This is a genomic window from Goekera deserti (assembly GCF_010685995.1).
Lineage (GTDB): Bacteria > Actinomycetota > Actinomycetes > Mycobacteriales > Geodermatophilaceae > Goekera > Goekera deserti.
Map to the genome: position 1 here is coordinate 13,047 of NZ_JAAGWK010000031.1, position 17,993 is coordinate 31,039.

Here is a 17,993-nt window from a genome sequence, read left to right on the forward strand (position 1 = left end):
CGAGCTCGCGAGTGGTGGGGGGCTGGGTGGTCCTCAATCACGGGGGTCGTCCGGGTCGAGGCCGAAGAGCGGGAAGGAGGCGGCCCGGGTGCGGCCGATGGCCCGGTCGACCCGGTGCTCGGTGAACGGGTCCCACCGGGCGAACCCGGTGTACCCGTGCTCGGTCATGGTCGTCGGGGGCTGCGCGCGCAGGCCCCGGCGGACGACGTCGTCCTGCCACGCCTGAGGGATCTCCGTGCCCGGGGCCAGCGCGTCCCCGCCGACCTCGGCGAGCAGGTGGGTCCATGCCCGGGGCACGCAGCGCACCAGGCCGTAACCGCCACCGCCGAGCACGACCCAGCGGCCGTCGCAGATCTCGTGGGCCAGCGCGTGCACCGCCTGGTAGGAGGCGCGCTGGCCGTCGACGGTGAGCGACAGGTCGGCCAGCGGGTCCTCGTGGTGGGCGTCGCAGCCGCTCTGGGTGACCAGGATCTGCGGGGCGAAGGCCCGCAGCACGCTGGGGACGACGGCGTGGAAGGCGCGCAGCCAGCCGGAGTCGTCGGTGCCGTTGGGCAGAGCCAGGTTGACCGCCGAGCCCGGCGCCGTGGCCGGGTCGCCGGTCTCCTCCGGGAAGCCGGTGCCCGGGAACAGCGTCAGCGGCGTCTGGTGGATGCTCACCGTCAGCACCCGCGGGTCGCCGTAGAAGGCCGCCTGCACGCCGTCGCCGTGGTGCACGTCCAGGTCGACGTAGGCGATCCGCTCGTAGCCCTGGCCGAGCAGCCAGGCGATGGCGATCGCGGCGTCGTTGAACACGCAGAACCCGGCCGCGGCCCCGCGCATGGCGTGGTGCAGCCCGCCGGAGATGTTGACCGCGTGCTGCGCGGCACCGGTGTGCACCTGCCGGGCGGCCTCGACGCTGCCGCCGGTGATCAGGGCCGCGGCGTCGTACATGCCCTCGAACACCGGGTTGTCCGGGGTGCCGAGCCCGTGACCGACGCCGCCCGGGTCGGCGGGGGCCCGGCGGACCGCGTCCAGGTAGTCCGCGTCGTGCACCAGCGTCAGCAGGTCGACGTCGGCGGGGGTGGGGGCGACCACGTCGACCCGGCCGGAGGAGAGCACCCCCAGGGAGTCGGCCAGCCTCATCGTGAGGTCCAGCCGCACAGGGTGCAGCGGATGGTCCCCACCCATGGTGTAGCCGAGCAGCGCGTCGTCCCAGACGACGGCGACGGAGTCGCTCATCTCGCGGACGCTACCGTTCCGGGCCGTCGTCCGCGCCGGCCGCCCGGGGCTCTTCCGAGCCTTGCCGGTCGCGCCGCCGACGTAGACTCGGCGGCCACAGACGTCAGGAGCTGCGCGTGAACGACCTCATCGACACCACCGAGATGTACCTCCGGACGATCTTCGAGCTCGAGGAGGAGGGCATCGTCCCGCTCCGGGCCCGGATCGCCGAGCGGCTGCACCAGAGCGGGCCCACCGTGAGCCAGACCGTCGCCCGCATGGAGCGTGACGGGCTGCTGTCCGTGGAGGGCGACCGCCACCTGCAGCTCTCCGCCGAGGGCCGGGCGCTGGCCACGGCCGTGATGCGCAAGCACCGGCTGGCCGAGTGCCTGCTGGTGGACGTCATCGGGCTGGACTACGCCGACGTGCACGAGGAGGCCTGCCGCTGGGAGCACGTGATGAGCGAGGCGGTCGAGCGCAAGCTGCTGACCCTGCTCGGCAACCCCACGGTCTCCCCCTTCGGCAACCCCATCCCGGGCCTGGACGCCCTGGGCGGGCCGGCCGGCACCGCCTCCGGGCCGCTGACCCTGCTGTCGCTGGCGGCCACGGCCGAGGGCAGCCAGGTGGTGATCCGCCGGATCAGCGAGCAGCTCCAAGAGGAGGCCGACCTGCTGCGTGCCCTGGACGGGCAGGGTCTTCGGCCGGGCACCACGGTCGTGGCCGCGATCACCAACGGCACGGTCAGCGTGGACGGGGCACCCCTGCCCGCCGGAGTCGCCGAGCACGTGTTCGTGAGCACCGTGGAGGAGCCCGCGCCGGCCGAGGCGGCCCCCGCCCACTGAGCCGGCCACCCACCGCTCACCCCGAGTCAGAGAGAAGGCGACCTGGTGCCCCCAGTCGAGACCGGCCCCGCCGACGGGGCCGACGGCCCGGGGGCACCGGCCAGCACGCCGTTCCACCGGCTGGAGGACTTCGTCGCGCTCCCCCGGCTGGGGCAGCTCGCGTTGTCCCCGGACGGCCGCCGGGTGGTCGTGTCGGTGTCGACCCTGGCCCCCGACCGGAAGAAGCACGTCTCGGCGCTGTGGGAGGTCGACCCCGAGGGCGTGGACCCGGCCACGCGGCTGACCCGGTCGGCGGCCGGGGAGTCCGCGCCGGTGTTCACCCCCGCCGGGGACCTGCTGTTCCTCTCCGCCCGGCCCGACCCGGAGGCGCCTGCGGACGCCGGCGACCCGAAGCCGGCGCTGTGGTGCCTGCCGGCCGCCGGTGGCGAGGCGTGGCTGGTGGCGCGGCGTCCGGGCGGCATCAGCGGGGCGCTGGTGGCGGCGGACTCCGGCGACGTGGTGCTCGTGGCCTCCACCATGCCCGGCGCCGCGGACGCCGACGCCGACGAGCAGCTGCGCACGGCCCGCAAGGACGCCGGGGTGACCGCGATCCTGCACGAGGAGTACCCGGTGCGGCACTGGGACCACGACCTCGGCCCGGCGGTCCCGCACCTGTTCCACCTCGGCCGGCTGCCGTCGGAGGCGGGCACCGGCCCCCGCGAGCCGCTGGTCGCCCGCGACCTGACCCCGGACGCGGGCGCCCCGCACGGCGCCGGCGACGACGTGGCCCTCTCCCCCGACGGCTCGCTGCTCGTGCGCAGCGAGCAGGTGCTCGACGGGCCGGCCGGCCGCCGCAGCAGGCTGCTGCTGGTCGACGTCGCCGCCGCGACGTCGACGGTGCTGCTCGACGACCCGCTGGCCGACGTGTACGCCCCGGCCTTCTCCCCGGACGGCCGGACGATCGTCTGCTCGCACATGTCCGCCTCGTCCTACGAGGAGCCGCCGGACCACACGCTGCTGCTGCTCGACGTCGGCGGGGGCCCGGCCCGGGACCTGACGCCGGGCTTCGACCGCTGGCCCAGTGCGCCGCAGTTCTCCGCCGACGGCGCGGCGGTGTACTTCCTCGCCGACGACGACGGCCGGCACGCGGTGTTCCGGGTGCCCGTGGGCGGGGGCGCCCCGGTGCGGCTGACCGGGGACGGCGCCTACAGCGACCTGCGCGTGGCCCGGGACGGCGGCGCGCTGCTCGCGCTGCGCTCGTCCTTCGCGGCGCCGTCCGAGCCGGTCCGGCTGGACCCGACGGCGACCGGGCAGGACCCGCGCCCGCTGCCGAACCCGGGCACGCTGCCGAACCCGGGCGCGCTGGGGGCCCTGCCGGGCACCCTGCGGGAGCTGGAGGCGACCGCTGCCGACGGCACCCGGGTGCAGTCCTGGCTCGTGCTGCCCGAGGGCGCCGGCGCCGACTCGCCCGCGCCGCTGGTGCTGTGGGTGCACGGCGGGCCGCTGATGAGCTGGAACTCGTGGTCGTGGCGCTGGACCCCGTGGGTGCTCGCGGCCCGCGGGTACGCCGTGCTGCTGCCCAACCCGGCGCTGTCGCAGGGCTTCGGGCAGGACTTCGTCCGCCGCGGCTGGGGCAGCTGGGGCGATGCGCCGTTCACCGACCTGATGGCCGCCGTCGACGCCGCGGAGGCGCTGCCGGAGGTCGACGAGACCCGCACCGCGGCGATGGGCGGCTCCTTCGGTGGCTACATGGCCAACTGGATCGCCAGCCAGACCGACCGCTTCCGGGCGATCGTCACCCATGCCAGCCTCTGGAACCTGGACGCGTTCAGCAGCACCACCGACGCCGGCTACTACTGGCAGAAGGAGTTCGGCGACCCGGTCACCGCGGCGGGGCGCTACGAGAAGAACTCCCCGCACCGCTTCGCCGACGCCATCCGCACGCCGATGCTCGTGGTGCACGGCGACAAGGACTACCGGGTGCCGATCGGGGAGGGCCTCGCGCTCTGGTACGACCTGCAGCGACGCGGGGTGCCGTCGAGGTTCCTGTACTTCCCGGACGAGAACCACTGGGTGCTCCAGCCCGGCAACGCCCGCATCTGGTACGAGACGGTGATCGCCTTCCTGGCCGAGCACGTGCTCGGCGAGCCGTGGGAGCGGCCCGCCCTGCTCTGACACCTGCCCTCGGCACGGCTCACCCGGCATCGTCGAGGCGGCACATCGCATCGGTGATCAGCTCCCGGACGGCGGCCGGCGGCAGCGCCGCGTCCAGCGACCGGCGCAGCAGCAGGGCCAGGGAGTACCCCGGCTCGCTGTCCAGCGCCCGGTCCAGGGCGATCGATGCCATGGCACCGTCCCCGCGCAGCCAGGCGCTGACGGCGAGCAGTGTCGCCGGGGCGGCGTCCAGCGGGGCCGGGGCGCGCCGGGTCAGCTCCGTCCAGAGCGCCTCGGCTGCCTCGGGCACCGGACCGAGCGCCAGCGTCATGGCCCGGTCCCGCACGAGGACGTCGCGCAGGCCCCACAGCTGCCGCGCCGCGGCTGCGTCGCTGCTGGGCGGGGCGCCGTCCTGCCGGGACCGGACGGCCGACCGGAGCAGCTGCCAGGACTCCTGCCCCACCGCCTCCGGGCCGACGTCGGCCAGCCGGTCGGCGTGCGCGGCGCCGACCTCCCGGCAGGCGGCGGACATGCCGGCGGCGGCCGGTGGGCCGACCGGCGCGATGCGGCGGACGAGTGCCTCCCGGTCGGCCTCCACCACCTGCCCCACCACCGCGGAGGCCGCGGCCAGCGCACTGGTGCCACCGGGCAGCGCCGTGCCCGCGGACGGGTGGCAGCAGGGCTCGGGGCAGTCGTAGGACCACCAGCGCCCCCGCCGGACCAGCAGGACGTGCGGCACCGCCACGCCCGCCCGGTCCAGCAGCCCGGTGAGCCAGGCCACCAGCAACCGGTGCGGCAGCCCGTCCGTGCCCGGCACCGGCCGCCCACCGGGACCCTGCCCGACGTCGGCGGGCACGTCCGGGTCCTCGGAGACCACCAGGACCACGACGGCCGAGGGCCGGTGGGTGAGCACGCCACGCACCGCGCTGCGGGCCACCTCGGCCAGTGCGTCCTCCGGCGGCAGGTCGGCCCGCACCGTCATCCCGACCCGTCGACTGCCCGGGCCGGTGAGGCTCACCAGGACCAGCGACTCGCGCGGCGGGAAGCCGATCAGGTGGGGCAGCGCCCGGGCGAGGTCACCGGGGTCGCCGAGCCGGACACGGAACTGCTCGTCAGGGGACATGCCGGCGACCGTGCCGCGCCGCGGGCCGTCCCGGGGCCCCGCCGGGCGATCTGTGGACAGCGCGCCCGCCTGTGGACGGGCGGCTGCACGGGCGTGCCCGTTCGGGGCATCGTCACGCCGGTGACCCGTGCCCCGGCGACCTCAGTCCAGAGCGTCGGCCTGGTGCTGGAACGCCCGGGCGAGCAGGTCCGCGAAGGCGGCCTGGTCGGCCGTCCCCGCCGCGGTGATGGTGAGCAGGGTGACCAGCCGGTCCCCGTCCCGGGCGACCCCGATGAGGGTGGGCACCGCGACCGACGTGCCGTCGGGCTGCGCGACGGAGGTCGTGTACAGCACCGCGGCCGAGCCGTCCCCCAGCTCCGGCACGGGGACGGCGACGTAGGTGATGGTCGCCTCACCGATCTCCGGGGAGGTGACGGTGGCCGCCGGGCACTGGGTGGGCGCGTCCCGCAGGGCGGTCACCGTCTCCTCGACCGGCCCGCCCAGGCTCAGCAGCTCCACCGTGCTGGACGGGCCGGTGACCGCGGTCTGGGCCACGAGGTCGTCGTAGTCGGCCGCGCTCACCTGGGTGTCGGAGACCGCGGCGGCGCACTGCTCGGGGGTGATCGTCACCCCCTCGGTGGCCGTGGGGTCGACCGCCGAGGCCAGGTCGGCATCGCTGATGGCGGTCACCGTGCTGCCCGGCGGGAAGGCGTCGGCCGGCAGCAGCCCCGGGGTCAGCCCGCTGGTCTCCTCGGTGGCCCCGGCCGAGGGACCCGGAGCGGAGGAGCTCGACGAGCCGGGCCCGGGGCCCGAGGTCGGGGCGGCGGTCGCCGTGCCGTCGACGGACTGGCCGCAGCCGGCCAGCAGCAGCAGCGCGCCGGTACCGGCCAGGACCCGGCGGTGACGGTGACGGCGGGCTGCACGCAGGGCGGTCATGCCGCCGACGGTAGGAGCCGGTGCGCAGCGGGGCGAGCGCGGAGGCTCAGACCTCGAACTGGACGGCGGTGCGCGAGGCGAGGAACGGGCGCACGTGCTCGGCGATCACCTCCAGGTGCCGGGGGTGCTGGGCGTACCGGCGCCAGGCGTCCACGTCCGGGAAGTCGGCCACCAGCGCGGTCTGCGCGTTGCCCTCGGCGAGGCCCGCGTCGGGCCCCACCGTGAACGCGGTCATGCCGCCCACCTCCTCGGGCAGACGAGCCAGCGCAGCGACGGTCGACTCCCGGCGCTGGTCGTCCACGGCGTCGTCCCACGTGAAGAGCACCACATGTCGGAGCATGCCCCGACGATGCCATGCACCGGCGGTCGACAGGGCGTCGACCGCGGCTCGTTACAGTCCCGCCCATGGGACGGTCTCTGCGCATCGCACTGCTGTCCTACCGGAGCAAGCCGCACAGCGGCGGTCAGGGCATCTACGTGAGCGCTCTGTCCCGGGAGCTGCAGGAGCTGGGCCACCGCGTCGAGGTCGTCAGCGGGCAGCCCTACCCGGAGCTGGCCGACGGCGTGCCCACCACCCGGCTGCCCAGCCTGGACCTGTACCGCGAGCCCGACCCGTTCCGCACACCGCACCTGCGGGAGTTCCGGGACCTGGTCGACGTCGCGGAGTGGGCGACCATGTGCACCGCGGGCTTCCCCGAGCCACTGACGTTCTCGCTGCGCGCCGCTCGGCTGCTGCGCCCGCGGGCGGCCGAGTTCGACCTGGTGCACGACAACCAGAGCCTGGGCTACGGCCTGCTGGCGCTGCAGCGGGCCGGGCTGCCGACGGTGGCCACCGTGCACCACCCGGTCGCCATCGACCGCGACCTCGAGCTCGCGGCGGCCGCGGGCTGGCGGCGGCGGGCGACGCTGCGCCGCTGGTACGCCTTCACCCGCATGCAGGCGCGGGTGGCACCCCGGCTGGACGCGCTGACCACGGTCTCCGCCAGTTCGGCCGCCGACATCGAGACCCACCTGGGTGTGCCGGCGCGGGACCTGGAGATCGTGCCGGTGGGCATCGACCCCGCCGTGTTCACCCCGCCGCCGGAGGGCACCCCGCGGGACCCCGACTCGATCGTGGTCACCACCAGCGCCGACGTCCCGCTCAAGGGGCTGGTGCACCTGCTGGAGGCGTTGGCCAAGATCCGCACCGAGCGCGAGGCCCGGCTCACCGTCGTCGGCACCGCCCGGCCCGGTGGGCCCGCGCAGGCCGCGCTGGACCGGCTCGGGCTGGCGGACGCGGTGCGGTTCACCGGTCCGGTGCCCCAGTCGGAGATCGTCTCGCTGCTGCAGCGGGCCGCGGTCGTCGCCGTGCCCTCGCTCTACGAGGGCTTCTCGCTGCCGGCGATCGAGGCGATGGCCTGCGCCACGGCCCTGGTCACGACCGACGCCGGGGCCCTGCCCGAGGTGGTCGGCTCGCATGCCGGGGTGCGGGTCCCCGCCGGCGACGTCGACCAGCTCGCCGGCGCGCTGCGGCTGGTGCTGGACCACCCCGCGCTGCAGGCGCAGCTGGGCCGGGCCGGGCGGTCCCGGGTGCTGGAGTCCTACACCTGGCGGTCCACCGCGGAGAAGACCGCTGCCTGGTACACCGACGTGCTCGACCGGAAGGGGCGGCCGTGCTGACCATCGACTACGACCTGTTGGACCTGGGACCGGGCATGACGGTGCTCGACCTGGGCTGCGGCGAGGGACGGCACGCCTTCGAGGCCTACCGCCGCGGCGCCTCGGTCATCGCCCTGGACTGGGGGCAGGCCGAGGTGGCCACCACGTGGGCGTGGCTGGGGGCGATCGGCGCGGCCGGCGAGGCTCCCGCCGGCGCGCGCGCCGGGGTGGTGCGCGGTGACCTGCTCGCCCTTCCGGTGCCCGACGCCAGCGTCGACCGGGTCATCGCCTCGGAGGTCCTCGAGCACATCCCGGACGACCAGCGGGCGATGGCCGAGATCGAGCGGGTGCTCAAGCCCGGTGGCCGGGTCGCGGTCAGCGTGCCGCGCTACGGGCCGGAACGGGTCTGCTGGGCCCTGTCGGACAGCTACCACGCCAACGAGGGCGGGCACATCCGCATCTACCGCGCCACCGAGGTGCGCGAGCGGCTGGCCACGGCCGGGCTGGTGCCGAGCGACAGCCACCACGCGCACGCCCTGCACGCCCCGTTCTGGTGGCTCAAGTGCGCCGTCGGGGTGGAGCGGGACAACGCCGCCGTGCGGGCCTACCACCGGCTGCTGGTCTGGGACCTCACCCACCGGCCGTGGCTGACCCGCACCGCCGAGCGGCTGCTGGACCCGGTGATCGGCAAGAGCCTGGTGGTCTACGCCGACAAGCCCCCCGCCCCGGCGACGGTCACCCCGCTCGCCCGGGCCGGACGCACCCCCGTCGCCGCCGATGCCTGAGGCGCCGGAGCTGCCCGGGGTCCTGACCGCCGGCCAGCTGTCCGCCACCGTCGACGCGATCGCCGCCGAGCAGGCCCCGGACGGGGCGCTGCCCTGGTCGGCCGGGGCCCAGCTCGACGTCTGGGACTCGATCGAGGCGGCGATGGCCCTCGACGTCGGCGGGCGGCACGACCGTGCCGCGGCCGCCTACCGCTGGCTCGCCGAGCGGCAGCGTCCCGACGGGTCCTGGGCGGCGGAGTACCGGGGCGGCGTGGAGAGCGCACCGGCGGTGGAGAGCAACCACGCCGGGTACCTGGCGGTGGGGCTGTGGCACTCCTGGCTCAGCAGCGGCGACGAGGAGCTCGTCGCCGAGCTGTGGCCGCGGGTGCGCGCCGCGCTGCACCTGGTCGCCTCCATGGCGCTGCCCAGCGGTGCGATCAGCTGGGCCCTGCGCCCGGACGGCACCCCCGACGACACCGCGCTGCTCACCGGGTGCGCCAGCCTGTTCCAGGCGCTGCGCTGCGGCACGGCGCTCGCCGGGCTGGTCGGCGAGCCGCAACCGGCATGGCGTGCCGTGTCCGACGCGCTGGGCCACGCGCTGCGCAGCACGCCGGAGGCGTTCGCCGACCGGTCGCGCTACTCGATGGACTGGTACTACCCGGTGCTCGGGGGCGCGGTCACCGGGGACGCCGCGCGGGCCCGGCTCGCCGACGGCTGGGACACCTTCGTCGTCCCGGGGCTGGGGGCGCGCTGCGTGTCCGACCGGCCGTGGGTGACCGGGGCCGAGACCTGCGAGCTGGCCATGGCGCTGGTGGTCGCCGGCCAGCGGGACGCCGCGATCGAGCAGGTGGCGGCCATGCAGCACCTCCGGCACGGCGACGGCTCCTACTGGACCGGACTGGTCTACGCCGACGACGCCCGCTGGCCCGTGGAACGCACCACCTGGACGGCTGCGGCCGTGGTGCTGGCCGTGGACGCCCTCGCCGGCACCGGCCCCGCCGCCGGGGTCTTCGCCGACCCCGCGGCCCTGGACGACCCGGCGGGCGACCTGGTGCCCGCCCGGCGCCGGGCCGGCCCGGTCGGGTGACCGGTGGCGCGACCGGCTCGGGGGCGCTCCCGGTGCCCGCGCCCGGCGGTCGGCGGGACCGGTGATCACGAGCGGTTTCGGCAGCGCGGTCGGGGGCACCGTCCGACAGTGACGACCTCGACCGCACCCGACGTGACCTGCGTGGTCGCCAGCCGCAACCGGCGAGACGACCTGCTGGCCAGCCTGCCCCGTCACGAGGCCCCGGTCGTGCTGGTGGACAACGCCTCCACCGACGACACCGTGCGGGCCGTGCGGGCCGCGCACCCCGAGGTGACGGTGCTGGAGCTGTCCCGCAACACCGGGGCGCTGGCGCGCACGATCGGCGCCGCGCAGGCGGGCACGGCGTTCGTGGCCTTCGCCGACGACGACTCGTGGTGGTCGGCCGGCCACCTGGCGCGCGCGGTGGAGATCATGCGCGCGCACCCCCGGCTCGGCCTGCTGGCCGCCCGCATCCTGGTCGGGCCGCAGGACGAGCTCGACCCGGTGTGCACCGAGATGGCCGGCAGCCCGCTCGGCAAGGAGCCCGACCTGCCCGGGCCGTCGCTGCTCGGCTTCGTGGCCTGCGGCGCCCTCGTGCGGGCCGAGGCATTCACCGCCGTCGGCGGGTTCGACCCGGTGGTGCGCTTCCCCGGCGAGGAGGAGCGGGTGGCCCTGGACCTGGCGGCGGCCGGCTGGGGCCTGGCCTACGTCGACGAGGTGACGGTGCACCACCACCCGTCGCCGCGGCGTGAGTCACCCGAGCGGCGGCAGGCCGGCATCTGGCGCAGCCGGGTGCTCACCGCCCTGATGCGCCACCCCGCCCGCGACGTCGCCCATCAGGTGCTGCACGCGCTGCGGGCCGGGCCACCGGGACGCCGGGGCCTGCTCGGTGCGCTGCCCCGGGTGCCGGCGGCGCTGCGCCGGCGCCGGGTCCTGCCCGCCGACGTGATGAGCGGCGTCCGGGAGCTGGCGTCGTGACCAGCCAGCTGGCCGAACCGGCCGCCGTGCCCGACCACGCCCCGGACACCCGGGTCGCCGTCGTCGTCATCACCCACCAGCGGCGCGAGGAGCTGCTGCTGGCCCTGCGCCGGCTGCGGGAGCTGCCCGAGCAGCCGCACGTCGTCGTGGTGGACAACGGCTCGACCGACGGCACCGCCGAGGCGGTGCGCACCCTGCACCCGTGGGTCGAGCTCATCGCGTCCCCGGTGAACCTGGGCGCGGTGGGTCGCAACCTGGGCGTGGCCCGGCTGGACACCCCCTACGTGGCCTTCTGCGACGACGACACCTGGTGGGAGCCGGGCTCGCTGCGCGCGGCGGCGGACACCCTGGACGCGCACCCGCGGCTCGCCGTGCTCACCGCCCGGATCGTCGTGGAGCCCGGCGGTACGGAGGACCCGATCGTCGCCGAGCTGCGCGACTCCCCGGTCCGGGGCGCCGCGTGGCTGCCCGGCCCGGCCCTGGGCAGCTTCCTGGCCGGAGCCAGCGTGCTGCGCAGGGAGGCGTTCGACGCGGTCGGCGGCTTCTCCGAGCGGCTGTGGCTGGGCGGCGAGGAGGAGCTGATGGCCGGCGACCTGGCCGCCGCCGGCTGGGAGCTGTGCTACCTGGAGGCACTGACCGTGCACCACCAGGCCAGCACCGCCCGGGACCCGCACCGCCGCCGCGCCGACGGCATCCGCAACACGCTGTGGACGACGTGGCTGCGCCGCCCGCTGCGGCCGGCACTGCGCCGCACCTGGCACCTGCTGCGCACCGTGCCGCGGGACCGGGTGACCGCGCGCGGGCTGCTCGCCGCGCTGCGCGGGCTGCCGTGGGTGCTGCGGGAACGCCGGGTGCTGCCGCCGCACGCCGAGGCCCGGTTCGCCGCGCTGGAGCACGCCCAGCGCAGCTCCACCGCCCGCCGCTACGTCAGCTGACCCCGCCGGCCGTGTGCGCGGTCAGCTGCCGGTGATCATGATCAGGTTGCCGCAGGTGTCGTCCACGACGGCGGTGGTGACCGGCCCCATGTCCATCGGCTCCTGGGTGATCACCGCGCCCAGGCCGCGGATCCGCTCCACCTCGGCACGGACGTCGGCGACCGCGAAGGCGGTGAACGGGATGCCGTCGGCCACCAGGGCCTGCTTGAACGGCCGGGCCGCCGGGTGGGCGTCCGGCTCCAGCACCAGCTCCACCCCCTGCGGGTCCTCCGCCGAGACCACGGTGAGCCAGCGGTACTGCCCCATCGGGACGTCGTTGCGGGCCACGAACCCGAGCACGTCGGTGTAGAAGCGCAGCGCCTTCTCCTGGTCGTCGACGTAGACGCTCGTCATGGCGATCTTCACAGCGGGCTCCTCGGGTCGGGGGCGGACGGTCGGCGGGCGGCGAAGCGGTCGAGCGCAGCCACCAGCACCTCGCTCATGCTGCTCCCCCCGTGCCCGGCGTCGTCCACCACCACCAGTTCGCTGCCCGGCCAGGCCCGGTGCAGCTGCCAGGCGGTGTCCAGCGGTCCGCTGACGTCGAGGCGGCCGTGCACGAGCACTGCCGGGATCCCGGCCAGCCGGCCGGCGTCCCGGAGCAGGACCCCGTCCGCCAGGAAGCAGCCGTGCGACCAGTAGTGGGTGACCAGCCGGGCGAACTGGAGCTGGAAGGCGGGGTCGGCGGTGGACAGGTGGGGTGCCCAGTCCGGGGCGAGGGAGACGTGCGCGTCCTCCCAGTCGCACCAGTCCCGGGCGGCGCGGGCGCGCACGGCGGGATCAGATGCGTGCAGCAGCCGGCTGTAGGCCGCGCTCAGGTCGCCGTCCCGCTCGCCGGCCGGGACGCCGTCCCGGAAGCGTTCCCACTCGCGGGGGAAGACCCGGCCCATGTCGCGGGTGATCCAGTCGGTCTCCCGGCGGGTGCCGCTGGTGACGGCGGCGAGCACGAGCTCGGTCACCCGCCCCGGGTGGGCCTGCGCGTAGGCCAGGCCCAGGGTCACGCCCCAGGAGCCGCCCCAGACCAGCCACCGGTCGACGCCCAGGTGCTCGCGCAACCGCTCGACGTCGGCGACCAGGTGGGCGGTGGTGTTGGCGGTCAGGTCGACCTCGGGCTCGGTGGCCGAGGGGGTGCTGCGCCCGCAGTTGCGCTGGTCGAACTGCACGACCCGGTAGCGCGCGGGGTCGAACTGGCGGCGGTGACCGGGGGCGATGCCCTGACCCGGCCCGCCGTGCAGCACGACAGCCGGCTTGCCGTCCGGGGTGCCGCTGACCTGCCAGTACAGGCGGTGCCCGTCGCCGACGTCGAGCATGCCGTCGTCGTACGGCTCCAGGAGCGGGTGGAGGGTGCTCACCCCGCGATCCTGCCCGACACCGGCCGGGTGGAGCCGGCCCGGGCCACGACCGGCACGAGGCCCCGACCGGGGTCAGCGGGCGCAGGCGACGCAGGTGCGCGCGTGCGGCCGGGCGGCCAGCCGTTCGGTGCCGATCGGCCCGCCGCACTCGGCGCACCGCCCGTACGCCCCGGCCGCGGCCCGGGCCAGCGCCTCGTCCACCTCGACCAGCCGCCGGCGCGCCTGGTCGAGCAGGGCCGCGGCCTGCTGGCGCTCGAAGGCGATCGTGGCGCCCTCGGGGTCGTGCTCGTCGTCGGCGTTGGACGACATGGAGGCGGCGACCACCTCGGCGATCTCGCCCTCCAGGGCCGCGATCTGTCGCAGGGTGGCGGTGCGCACGGCCTGCAGCTCGACCTCTCCCGGCACGGCCGGGCTCAGCGGCGGCAGCGGGTCACCGGTCACGGCGCAGCACGCGCAGCGACCCGGTGCCGGGCAGCTCGGTGAACTCACCCGACGCGAGCACCCGCTGGTACACCCCGAAGGGTGCCTGACCGCCGTCGGCCGGGTCGGGGAACACGTCGTGCACGGCCAGCGTGCCGCCGACGGCCAGCTTGCCGACCCAGGCGTCCTGGTCCCGGCGGGCGGACTCCTCGGTGTGGCTGCCGTCCAGGAACAGCAGCGCCAGCGGCGTGGCCCACAGCGGCGCCAGCACCTCCGACCGGGTGACGACGGCGACCACGACGTCCTCGGCGCCGGCGGTGGCGATGGTGCCGCGGAAGCCGGGCAGGGTGTCGACCCGGCCCACACGCGGGTCGACCAGCGACGGGTCGTGGTACTCCCACCCGGGCTGGTGCTCCTCGGAGCCGCGGTGGTGGTCGACGGTGACCACCTGCCGGCCACGCTCGACGGCGGCGGCGGCCAGGTACAGCGCCGACTTGCCCATCCAGCTGCCCACCTCCAGCAGCGGCCCGTCCACGGCGACGGCACGGGCCGCCTCGTACAGCGCGTGACCCTCGTCGTCGGGCATGAACCCCGGGGCCGCGGCGGCGGCGGCGAGCAGCCGGCCGGGCCGGTCGGGGTCGGGACGGTCGGGGTCGGGACGGTCGGGGTCGGCGGGTCCGGTCACAGGTCGCTCCTCCGGGTGGTGGGCGTGCGGGTCGGGTCGCGGTAGGCGTCCCCGACGGCGCTGCGGCGCGCCGGGCGGGGTGCGTCCGGCGACGGTGGGCGGGGCGGGGCGGGAGCCGACCCGTCGGCCGCCTTGGCGAAGAAGGCGCCCACCGCGGTGGTGACCGGCGTGGCGAGCACCAGCGCGATCGACCCGACCAGCGCGCTGAGCAGTGGCTCGGCGACCTGCGAGCTGGTGAGCGTCGTCCAGAACGGGCGCTGGTAGATCTCGAACAGCAGCAGCAGCGGCAACGTGGTGCCGGCGTAGGCGAAGGCGATCGTGTAGACGGTGGAGGCGATGTGGTCCCGGCCGATCTGCATGCCCCGGGCGAACAGCTGCCGGGAGCTCAGCTCCGGGGACACCTCGTGCAGCTGCCACACCGACGCCGCCTGGGTGATGGTCACGTCGTTGAGCACCCCCAGCCCGGCGACCACGATCCCGGCGAGCACCAGGCCGGAGAAGGACAGCGTCGGGTCGTAGGTCTGCAGCTGCACCGTCTCCTCGCTGGTCAGGCCGGTCAGCCGGGCGGTCGCCACCGCGAGGGCGCCCAGCACCGCGACCAGGGCCAGTCCGAACAGGGTGCCCAGCAGCGCCGTCGTGGTGCGGGCGGAGAACCCGTGGGCGAGGTACAGCGCCACGAACATGATCGCCGAGGAGCCGACCAGGCTGACCAGGATCGGGGACTCACCGGCCAGCAGCGCGGGCAGCACGAAGACACCCAGCACCAGGAAGGCGAACACCAGCCCGATCAGCGACTTGAGCCCGCGCCAGCGGGCCACCAGCCCGACCACGAGGGCGAAGACCACGGTGAGCAGGATGATCGGGGCGTTGCGCTCGTAGTCCTGGAACGCGTAGCTGACCTGGCCGGTGGTGGTGCCCGGGTCACGGCTCAGCACCAGGCCGTCGCCCGGTTCGATGCCGGAGGACACGATGTCGGCGGTCAGTTCGACGTTGACGTCGTCGCCGGCGGAGACCCCGGTGCTGATCTGCACCAGCGCGGTCGCGCACAGCAGCGGCTCCTCGCCCACCGACGTCGAGCAGTCGAACGTCGTCAGGTCCAGCACGGTCGCCGTCGGGTAGGTGGTGCCCGGCGGGAAGAAGCTGTCCGCGGCGCGCTGGGCCGGCGAGGGCCCGCTGCCGGGCCACAACAGGACCAGGCCCACCAGCGTGGCCACGCCGATGGGCACCAGCAGCATCAGCATCAGCCGCACGGCCTGCCGCCGGCGGGCGACCACCGCGGGCGCGGCCGGGACGTCGTCCTCGTCGGGACCGTGGCTGTGGGAGTGGGCCGGCACCCGGTCAGGCTAGGCGGAGACCGGTGCCGGCTCCGGCACCGCCGCCCCGGCGGACCTCGGCACGCCGGGTCGCGCAGGCGACGACGCGGCTCACCCCCCGGCCGCCGGCGGGGCCGCCACCGGCCCGAGCAGCTCCGCACCGGCGAGGTACCCGGCCAGCATCGCCTCGGCGACCCGGCGCACCACGTCGTCCTCGGGCAGGAAGCCGGGGGCGTGCAGGCCGGGCCGGTTGCCCGCCGCGTCCGGCTCCCCGCCGGCGACGCCGAGGAACATCATCAGCCCACGCCGTCCGGCGCAGAAGTGCGCGAAGTCGTCGGCGCCGAAGGACCGGAAGCCGTCGTCGACGACGGCGCCCTCCCGGGCCAGCCACTGCAGCGTGGCCCGGGCCAGCTCCGGGTCGTTGGCGAGCACCGGCATGTTGGTGTCCGCCTCGACCTCGGCGGTGCAGCCGTAGGCGGCGGCGGTGTGCTCGGCGACGTCGACCAGCGCCTGCAGCAACCGGTCGTGGTCCCCGGTGCTCATCACCCGCAGCCCGCCCCGGGCCCGGGCGGTGTCCGGGACGACGTTGAACGCCGACCCGGCGTCGAGCTGGGCGACCGAGAGGACCGCGCCGACGGTCGGGTCGACCCGGCGGCTGACCAGCTGCTGCAGGTTGAGCACCACCGCGCACAGGGCGAGCACCGGGTCGACGGTGGTGTGCGGGTACCCGCCGTGGCCGCCGCGCCCGGTGACCGTGATCGTGAACTCGACGGTGGCCGCGTTCACCGGGCCGGGGGTGGCGTTGACGATGCCGTCGGGCAGCTGCGGCTGGACGTGCGCGGCGATCACCGCACCGACCTGCTCCTGCTCGAGCGCGCCGGAGCCGGAGACGTCGGCGGCACCGGACGGCGCGGACTCCTCACGCGGCTGCAGCAGCGCCAGCAGCGGCGCCGGTCCGCCCACCCGCGCCACGGCCCGGCAGACGGCGACCAGCCCGGCCAGGTGCAGGTCGTGACCGCAGGCGTGCATGACACCGGAGGTGGAGGCCCAGTCCACGCCGGTCCGCTCGGTCACGGCGAGCCCGTCCAGCTCGGCCCGCAGGGCGACGGTGGGGCCGACGGCGGTGCCGATCCGCACCAGCCGGCCGGTGTCGGCGACCCGGCGCCCCTCCCCCGCCCCGAGCGCCGCGACGACCGCGGCCGCGGTGTCCTCCTCGTCGCCGGAGACCCGGGGGTCGCGGTGCAGCGCCCGGCGCAGCTGCACGGCCGCGGGCAGCTCCTCGGCGACCGCCGCCGACAGCACCGCGAACCACCGCTGCAGCTCGGCGCTCGGCTCGTGCGGGACGACGCCGCCGGCCTCGCCGCTCACGCGGCACCCGGGTCGCGGTGGTCGGCGGCGGGCGTCGGGGACGGGTCCATGCGGGGCACCCGGACAGTCTGTCCGCTGGTCGTGACGGCCGCGTGACGGCGCCCGCCCCGCGGTCAGCCGGGACGGGCACCGATCGTCCCCGGCACCTGTCGAGCCGGGGGCAGTGCGAGCCGGAGCCCGAACTCGACCAACGTCCAGCCCAACCGCTCCCGCCGGGTGCCGGGCCGCGGTCCGCGCCGCGGCGCCACCCGGCGGCACTGCGCCACCTGCTGCCTGATCTCGAGCTGATGTCGCTCGACCACGTGCTCCAGCCCGTGCACCGCCTGCACACGACCACCCCCGTCCGGTCCGACCAGGCTCACAGGTGGGTCCGACGATCTCGACCGCTTTTCGCCACCGGCGCAGCCGTTGCGCCCCCAGCGGACCCGCTCGACGGGGATCGCGGACGCCGGGAGACCGGCCCGGTGGGTTCCGGGCTGACCGAGCACGGCTCGGACCGGCCCGTGGGTCAGCGGGTGGGGGCGCGGTGACCGCGGGGTGGAAGAGGTCGGTCAGGTCTCGGTGCCGGCGGCGCGGGCCACGGTCGGGACGACGCCCTGCCGGGCGGAGGAGCCGTCCAGCCCGGGAGCCGTACAGCTCGGCCTCCGGGCCCGGCCCGACTGCCGGCGGCCGACCGGGGGGTCGGCGACGGTGGCTCGCAGCAGGCCGGCGACGGCGGTCCGGCGGGAGGTCAGCCGGCGACGGCGAGGTCCCCAGGGGTGGCGTCCGGCAGCGGCGGCACCACGGTGAGGGCGGGCGGCGGCACGCTCGCCGCGGCGACGGTGGGCGGGCGACGGGCGAGCAGGAAGCCGATCTCCACGGGCACCCCGCGCAGGAAGGCACGCCCGCCCGTCAGCGCGCCGACGACGAGGTAGGTCGCGGATCCGACGGCCACCGCCGAGGCGGCACCGACCACCAGGACCATCGCCCCGAGGGCGGTGGCCTCACCGGCGGCGAGTGCGAACGCCGGCACACCGTTGTGCAGGTTGCTCATGCGTGGATGGTGGGTCACATCACAGACAACGGATCCCCGGCGGACTCCTCGATCCCTCCGAGGGGTGGATCCCGCCGCGACACCGGCCCGGGACGCCACCGACGTTCAGCGACCAGAGCACTTGCGCGGCACTGCCGAGCGGAGTTATTCTGCAGTCACCGCTGGAGGTTCAGCGGTAACGGAACAGCAGGAGCA

Annotated in this window: 18 protein-coding genes; 7 read left to right on the top strand and 11 right to left on the bottom strand. The window is 76.1% G+C overall.

Translation table 11 applies throughout. The features are described 5' to 3' along the window. Window positions 1–33 precede the first annotated feature (33 nt). Window positions 34–1,218, bottom strand: a complete 1,185-nt coding sequence (locus G1H19_RS19685; protein WP_152727499.1) for an acetoin utilization protein AcuC — start codon at window positions 1,216–1,218, stop codon at window positions 34–36. Window positions 1,219–1,334: 116 nt separating this feature from the next. Between G1H19_RS19685 and G1H19_RS19690 the strand changes: the two genes are divergently transcribed. Both G1H19_RS19690 and G1H19_RS19695 read left to right on the top strand, forming a co-directional pair. Beyond that, entirely contained in the window at window positions 1,335–2,039 is a 705-nt protein-coding gene (locus G1H19_RS19690; RefSeq protein ID WP_174278126.1) for a metal-dependent transcriptional regulator, read from the top strand. 45 nt (window positions 2,040–2,084) lie between these two features. Then, window positions 2,085–4,193: a S9 family peptidase gene (locus G1H19_RS19695; RefSeq protein ID WP_162392307.1), complete on the top strand. Its 2,109-nt coding sequence runs from the start codon at window positions 2,085–2,087 to the stop codon at window positions 4,191–4,193. A gap of 19 nt (window positions 4,194–4,212) precedes the next feature. Here the strand turns inward: G1H19_RS19695 and G1H19_RS19700 are convergent, their stop codons facing one another. The 3 genes from G1H19_RS19700 to G1H19_RS19710 form a co-directional block, all read right to left on the bottom strand. Continuing rightward, window positions 4,213–5,295 (bottom strand): DUF4192 domain-containing protein, encoded by a 1,083-nt coding sequence (locus G1H19_RS19700; protein ID WP_152727496.1) that lies wholly within the window; start codon window positions 5,293–5,295, stop codon window positions 4,213–4,215. 141 nt (window positions 5,296–5,436) lie between these two features. Then, window positions 5,437–6,210, bottom strand: coding sequence for a hypothetical protein (locus G1H19_RS19705; RefSeq protein WP_152727495.1), 774 nt, complete (start codon window positions 6,208–6,210; stop codon window positions 5,437–5,439). A gap of 46 nt (window positions 6,211–6,256) precedes the next feature. Then, window positions 6,257–6,550, bottom strand: coding sequence for a Dabb family protein (locus G1H19_RS19710; protein WP_152727494.1), 294 nt, complete (start codon window positions 6,548–6,550; stop codon window positions 6,257–6,259). A gap of 65 nt (window positions 6,551–6,615) precedes the next feature. Between G1H19_RS19710 and G1H19_RS19715 the strand changes: the two genes are divergently transcribed. The 5 genes from G1H19_RS19715 (at window position 6,616) to G1H19_RS19735 (ending at window position 11,591) form a co-directional block, all read left to right on the top strand. Then, window positions 6,616–7,869: a glycosyltransferase family 4 protein gene (locus G1H19_RS19715; RefSeq protein ID WP_174278125.1), complete on the top strand. Its 1,254-nt coding sequence runs from the start codon at window positions 6,616–6,618 to the stop codon at window positions 7,867–7,869. Continuing rightward, window positions 7,863–8,633, top strand: coding sequence for a class I SAM-dependent methyltransferase (locus G1H19_RS19720; protein WP_162392308.1), 771 nt, complete (start codon window positions 7,863–7,865; stop codon window positions 8,631–8,633). Before G1H19_RS19715 ends, G1H19_RS19720 begins: the two co-directional genes overlap by 7 nt. Beyond that, window positions 8,626–9,699, top strand: a complete 1,074-nt coding sequence (locus G1H19_RS19725; protein WP_152727493.1) for a glycoside hydrolase family 15 protein — start codon at window positions 8,626–8,628, stop codon at window positions 9,697–9,699. Before G1H19_RS19720 ends, G1H19_RS19725 begins: the two co-directional genes overlap by 8 nt. 108 nt (window positions 9,700–9,807) lie before the next feature. Next, window positions 9,808–10,656 carry a glycosyltransferase family 2 protein gene (locus G1H19_RS19730; protein ID WP_202925755.1) on the top strand — a complete coding sequence of 283 codons (849 nt, stop codon included), beginning with the start codon at window positions 9,808–9,810 and terminating at the stop codon, window positions 10,654–10,656. Further along, complete coding sequence (locus G1H19_RS19735) at window positions 10,653–11,591, top strand: glycosyltransferase family 2 protein (protein ID WP_235927913.1); 939 nt, start codon at window positions 10,653–10,655, stop codon at window positions 11,589–11,591. The genes G1H19_RS19730 and G1H19_RS19735 overlap by 4 nt, the downstream gene beginning before the upstream one ends. 21 nt (window positions 11,592–11,612) lie before the next feature. Here the strand turns inward: G1H19_RS19735 and G1H19_RS19740 are convergent, their stop codons facing one another. From G1H19_RS19740 to G1H19_RS19770, 7 genes are all read right to left on the bottom strand, one after another. Beyond that, the gene (locus G1H19_RS19740; RefSeq protein WP_162392309.1) at window positions 11,613–11,996 is read right to left on the bottom strand and encodes a VOC family protein; all 384 of its coding nucleotides are present in this window, start codon (window positions 11,994–11,996) and stop codon (window positions 11,613–11,615) included. Continuing rightward, window positions 11,993–12,979: a prolyl aminopeptidase gene (gene pip / locus G1H19_RS19745; protein WP_162392310.1), complete on the bottom strand. Its 987-nt coding sequence runs from the start codon at window positions 12,977–12,979 to the stop codon at window positions 11,993–11,995. Before pip ends, G1H19_RS19740 begins: the two co-directional genes overlap by 4 nt. Window positions 12,980–13,051: 72 nt before the next feature. Further along, window positions 13,052–13,420: a TraR/DksA family transcriptional regulator gene (locus G1H19_RS19750; RefSeq protein ID WP_235927914.1), complete on the bottom strand. Its 369-nt coding sequence runs from the start codon at window positions 13,418–13,420 to the stop codon at window positions 13,052–13,054. After that, window positions 13,410–14,084: a class I SAM-dependent methyltransferase gene (locus G1H19_RS19755; RefSeq protein WP_235927915.1), complete on the bottom strand. Its 675-nt coding sequence runs from the start codon at window positions 14,082–14,084 to the stop codon at window positions 13,410–13,412. Before G1H19_RS19755 ends, G1H19_RS19750 begins: the two co-directional genes overlap by 11 nt. Continuing rightward, a complete protein-coding gene (locus G1H19_RS19760; RefSeq protein ID WP_235927916.1) occupies window positions 14,081–15,418 on the bottom strand; it encodes a YibE/F family protein in 1,338 nt (445 codons plus the stop codon). The genes G1H19_RS19755 and G1H19_RS19760 overlap by 4 nt, the downstream gene beginning before the upstream one ends. A gap of 90 nt (window positions 15,419–15,508) precedes the next feature. Further along, window positions 15,509–16,765 (bottom strand): M20 metallopeptidase family protein, encoded by a 1,257-nt coding sequence (locus tag G1H19_RS19765; RefSeq protein WP_202925757.1) that lies wholly within the window; start codon window positions 16,763–16,765, stop codon window positions 15,509–15,511. A 730-nt stretch (window positions 16,766–17,495) separates the two neighbouring features. Beyond that, a complete protein-coding gene (locus G1H19_RS19770; protein WP_152727492.1) occupies window positions 17,496–17,798 on the bottom strand; it encodes a hypothetical protein in 303 nt (100 codons plus the stop codon). Between the last annotated feature and the right edge of the window lie 195 nt (window positions 17,799–17,993).

Coding starts and splice junctions, on each gene's coding strand:
- G1H19_RS19770 (WP_152727492.1), bottom strand. CDS start 17,798: ATGAGCAACCTGCACAACGGTGTGCCGGCGTTCGCACTCGCCGCCGGT.
- G1H19_RS19700 (WP_152727496.1), bottom strand. CDS start 5,295: ATGTCCCCTGACGAGCAGTTCCGTGTCCGGCTCGGCGACCCCGGTGAC.
- G1H19_RS19705 (WP_152727495.1), bottom strand. CDS start 6,210: ATGACCGCCCTGCGTGCAGCCCGCCGTCACCGTCACCGCCGGGTCCTG.
- G1H19_RS19710 (WP_152727494.1), bottom strand. CDS start 6,550: ATGCTCCGACATGTGGTGCTCTTCACGTGGGACGACGCCGTGGACGAC.
- G1H19_RS19725 (WP_152727493.1), top strand. CDS start 8,626: ATGCCTGAGGCGCCGGAGCTGCCCGGGGTCCTGACCGCCGGCCAGCTG.
- G1H19_RS19715 (WP_174278125.1), top strand. CDS start 6,616: ATGGGACGGTCTCTGCGCATCGCACTGCTGTCCTACCGGAGCAAGCCG.
- G1H19_RS19685 (WP_152727499.1), bottom strand. CDS start 1,218: ATGAGCGACTCCGTCGCCGTCGTCTGGGACGACGCGCTGCTCGGCTAC.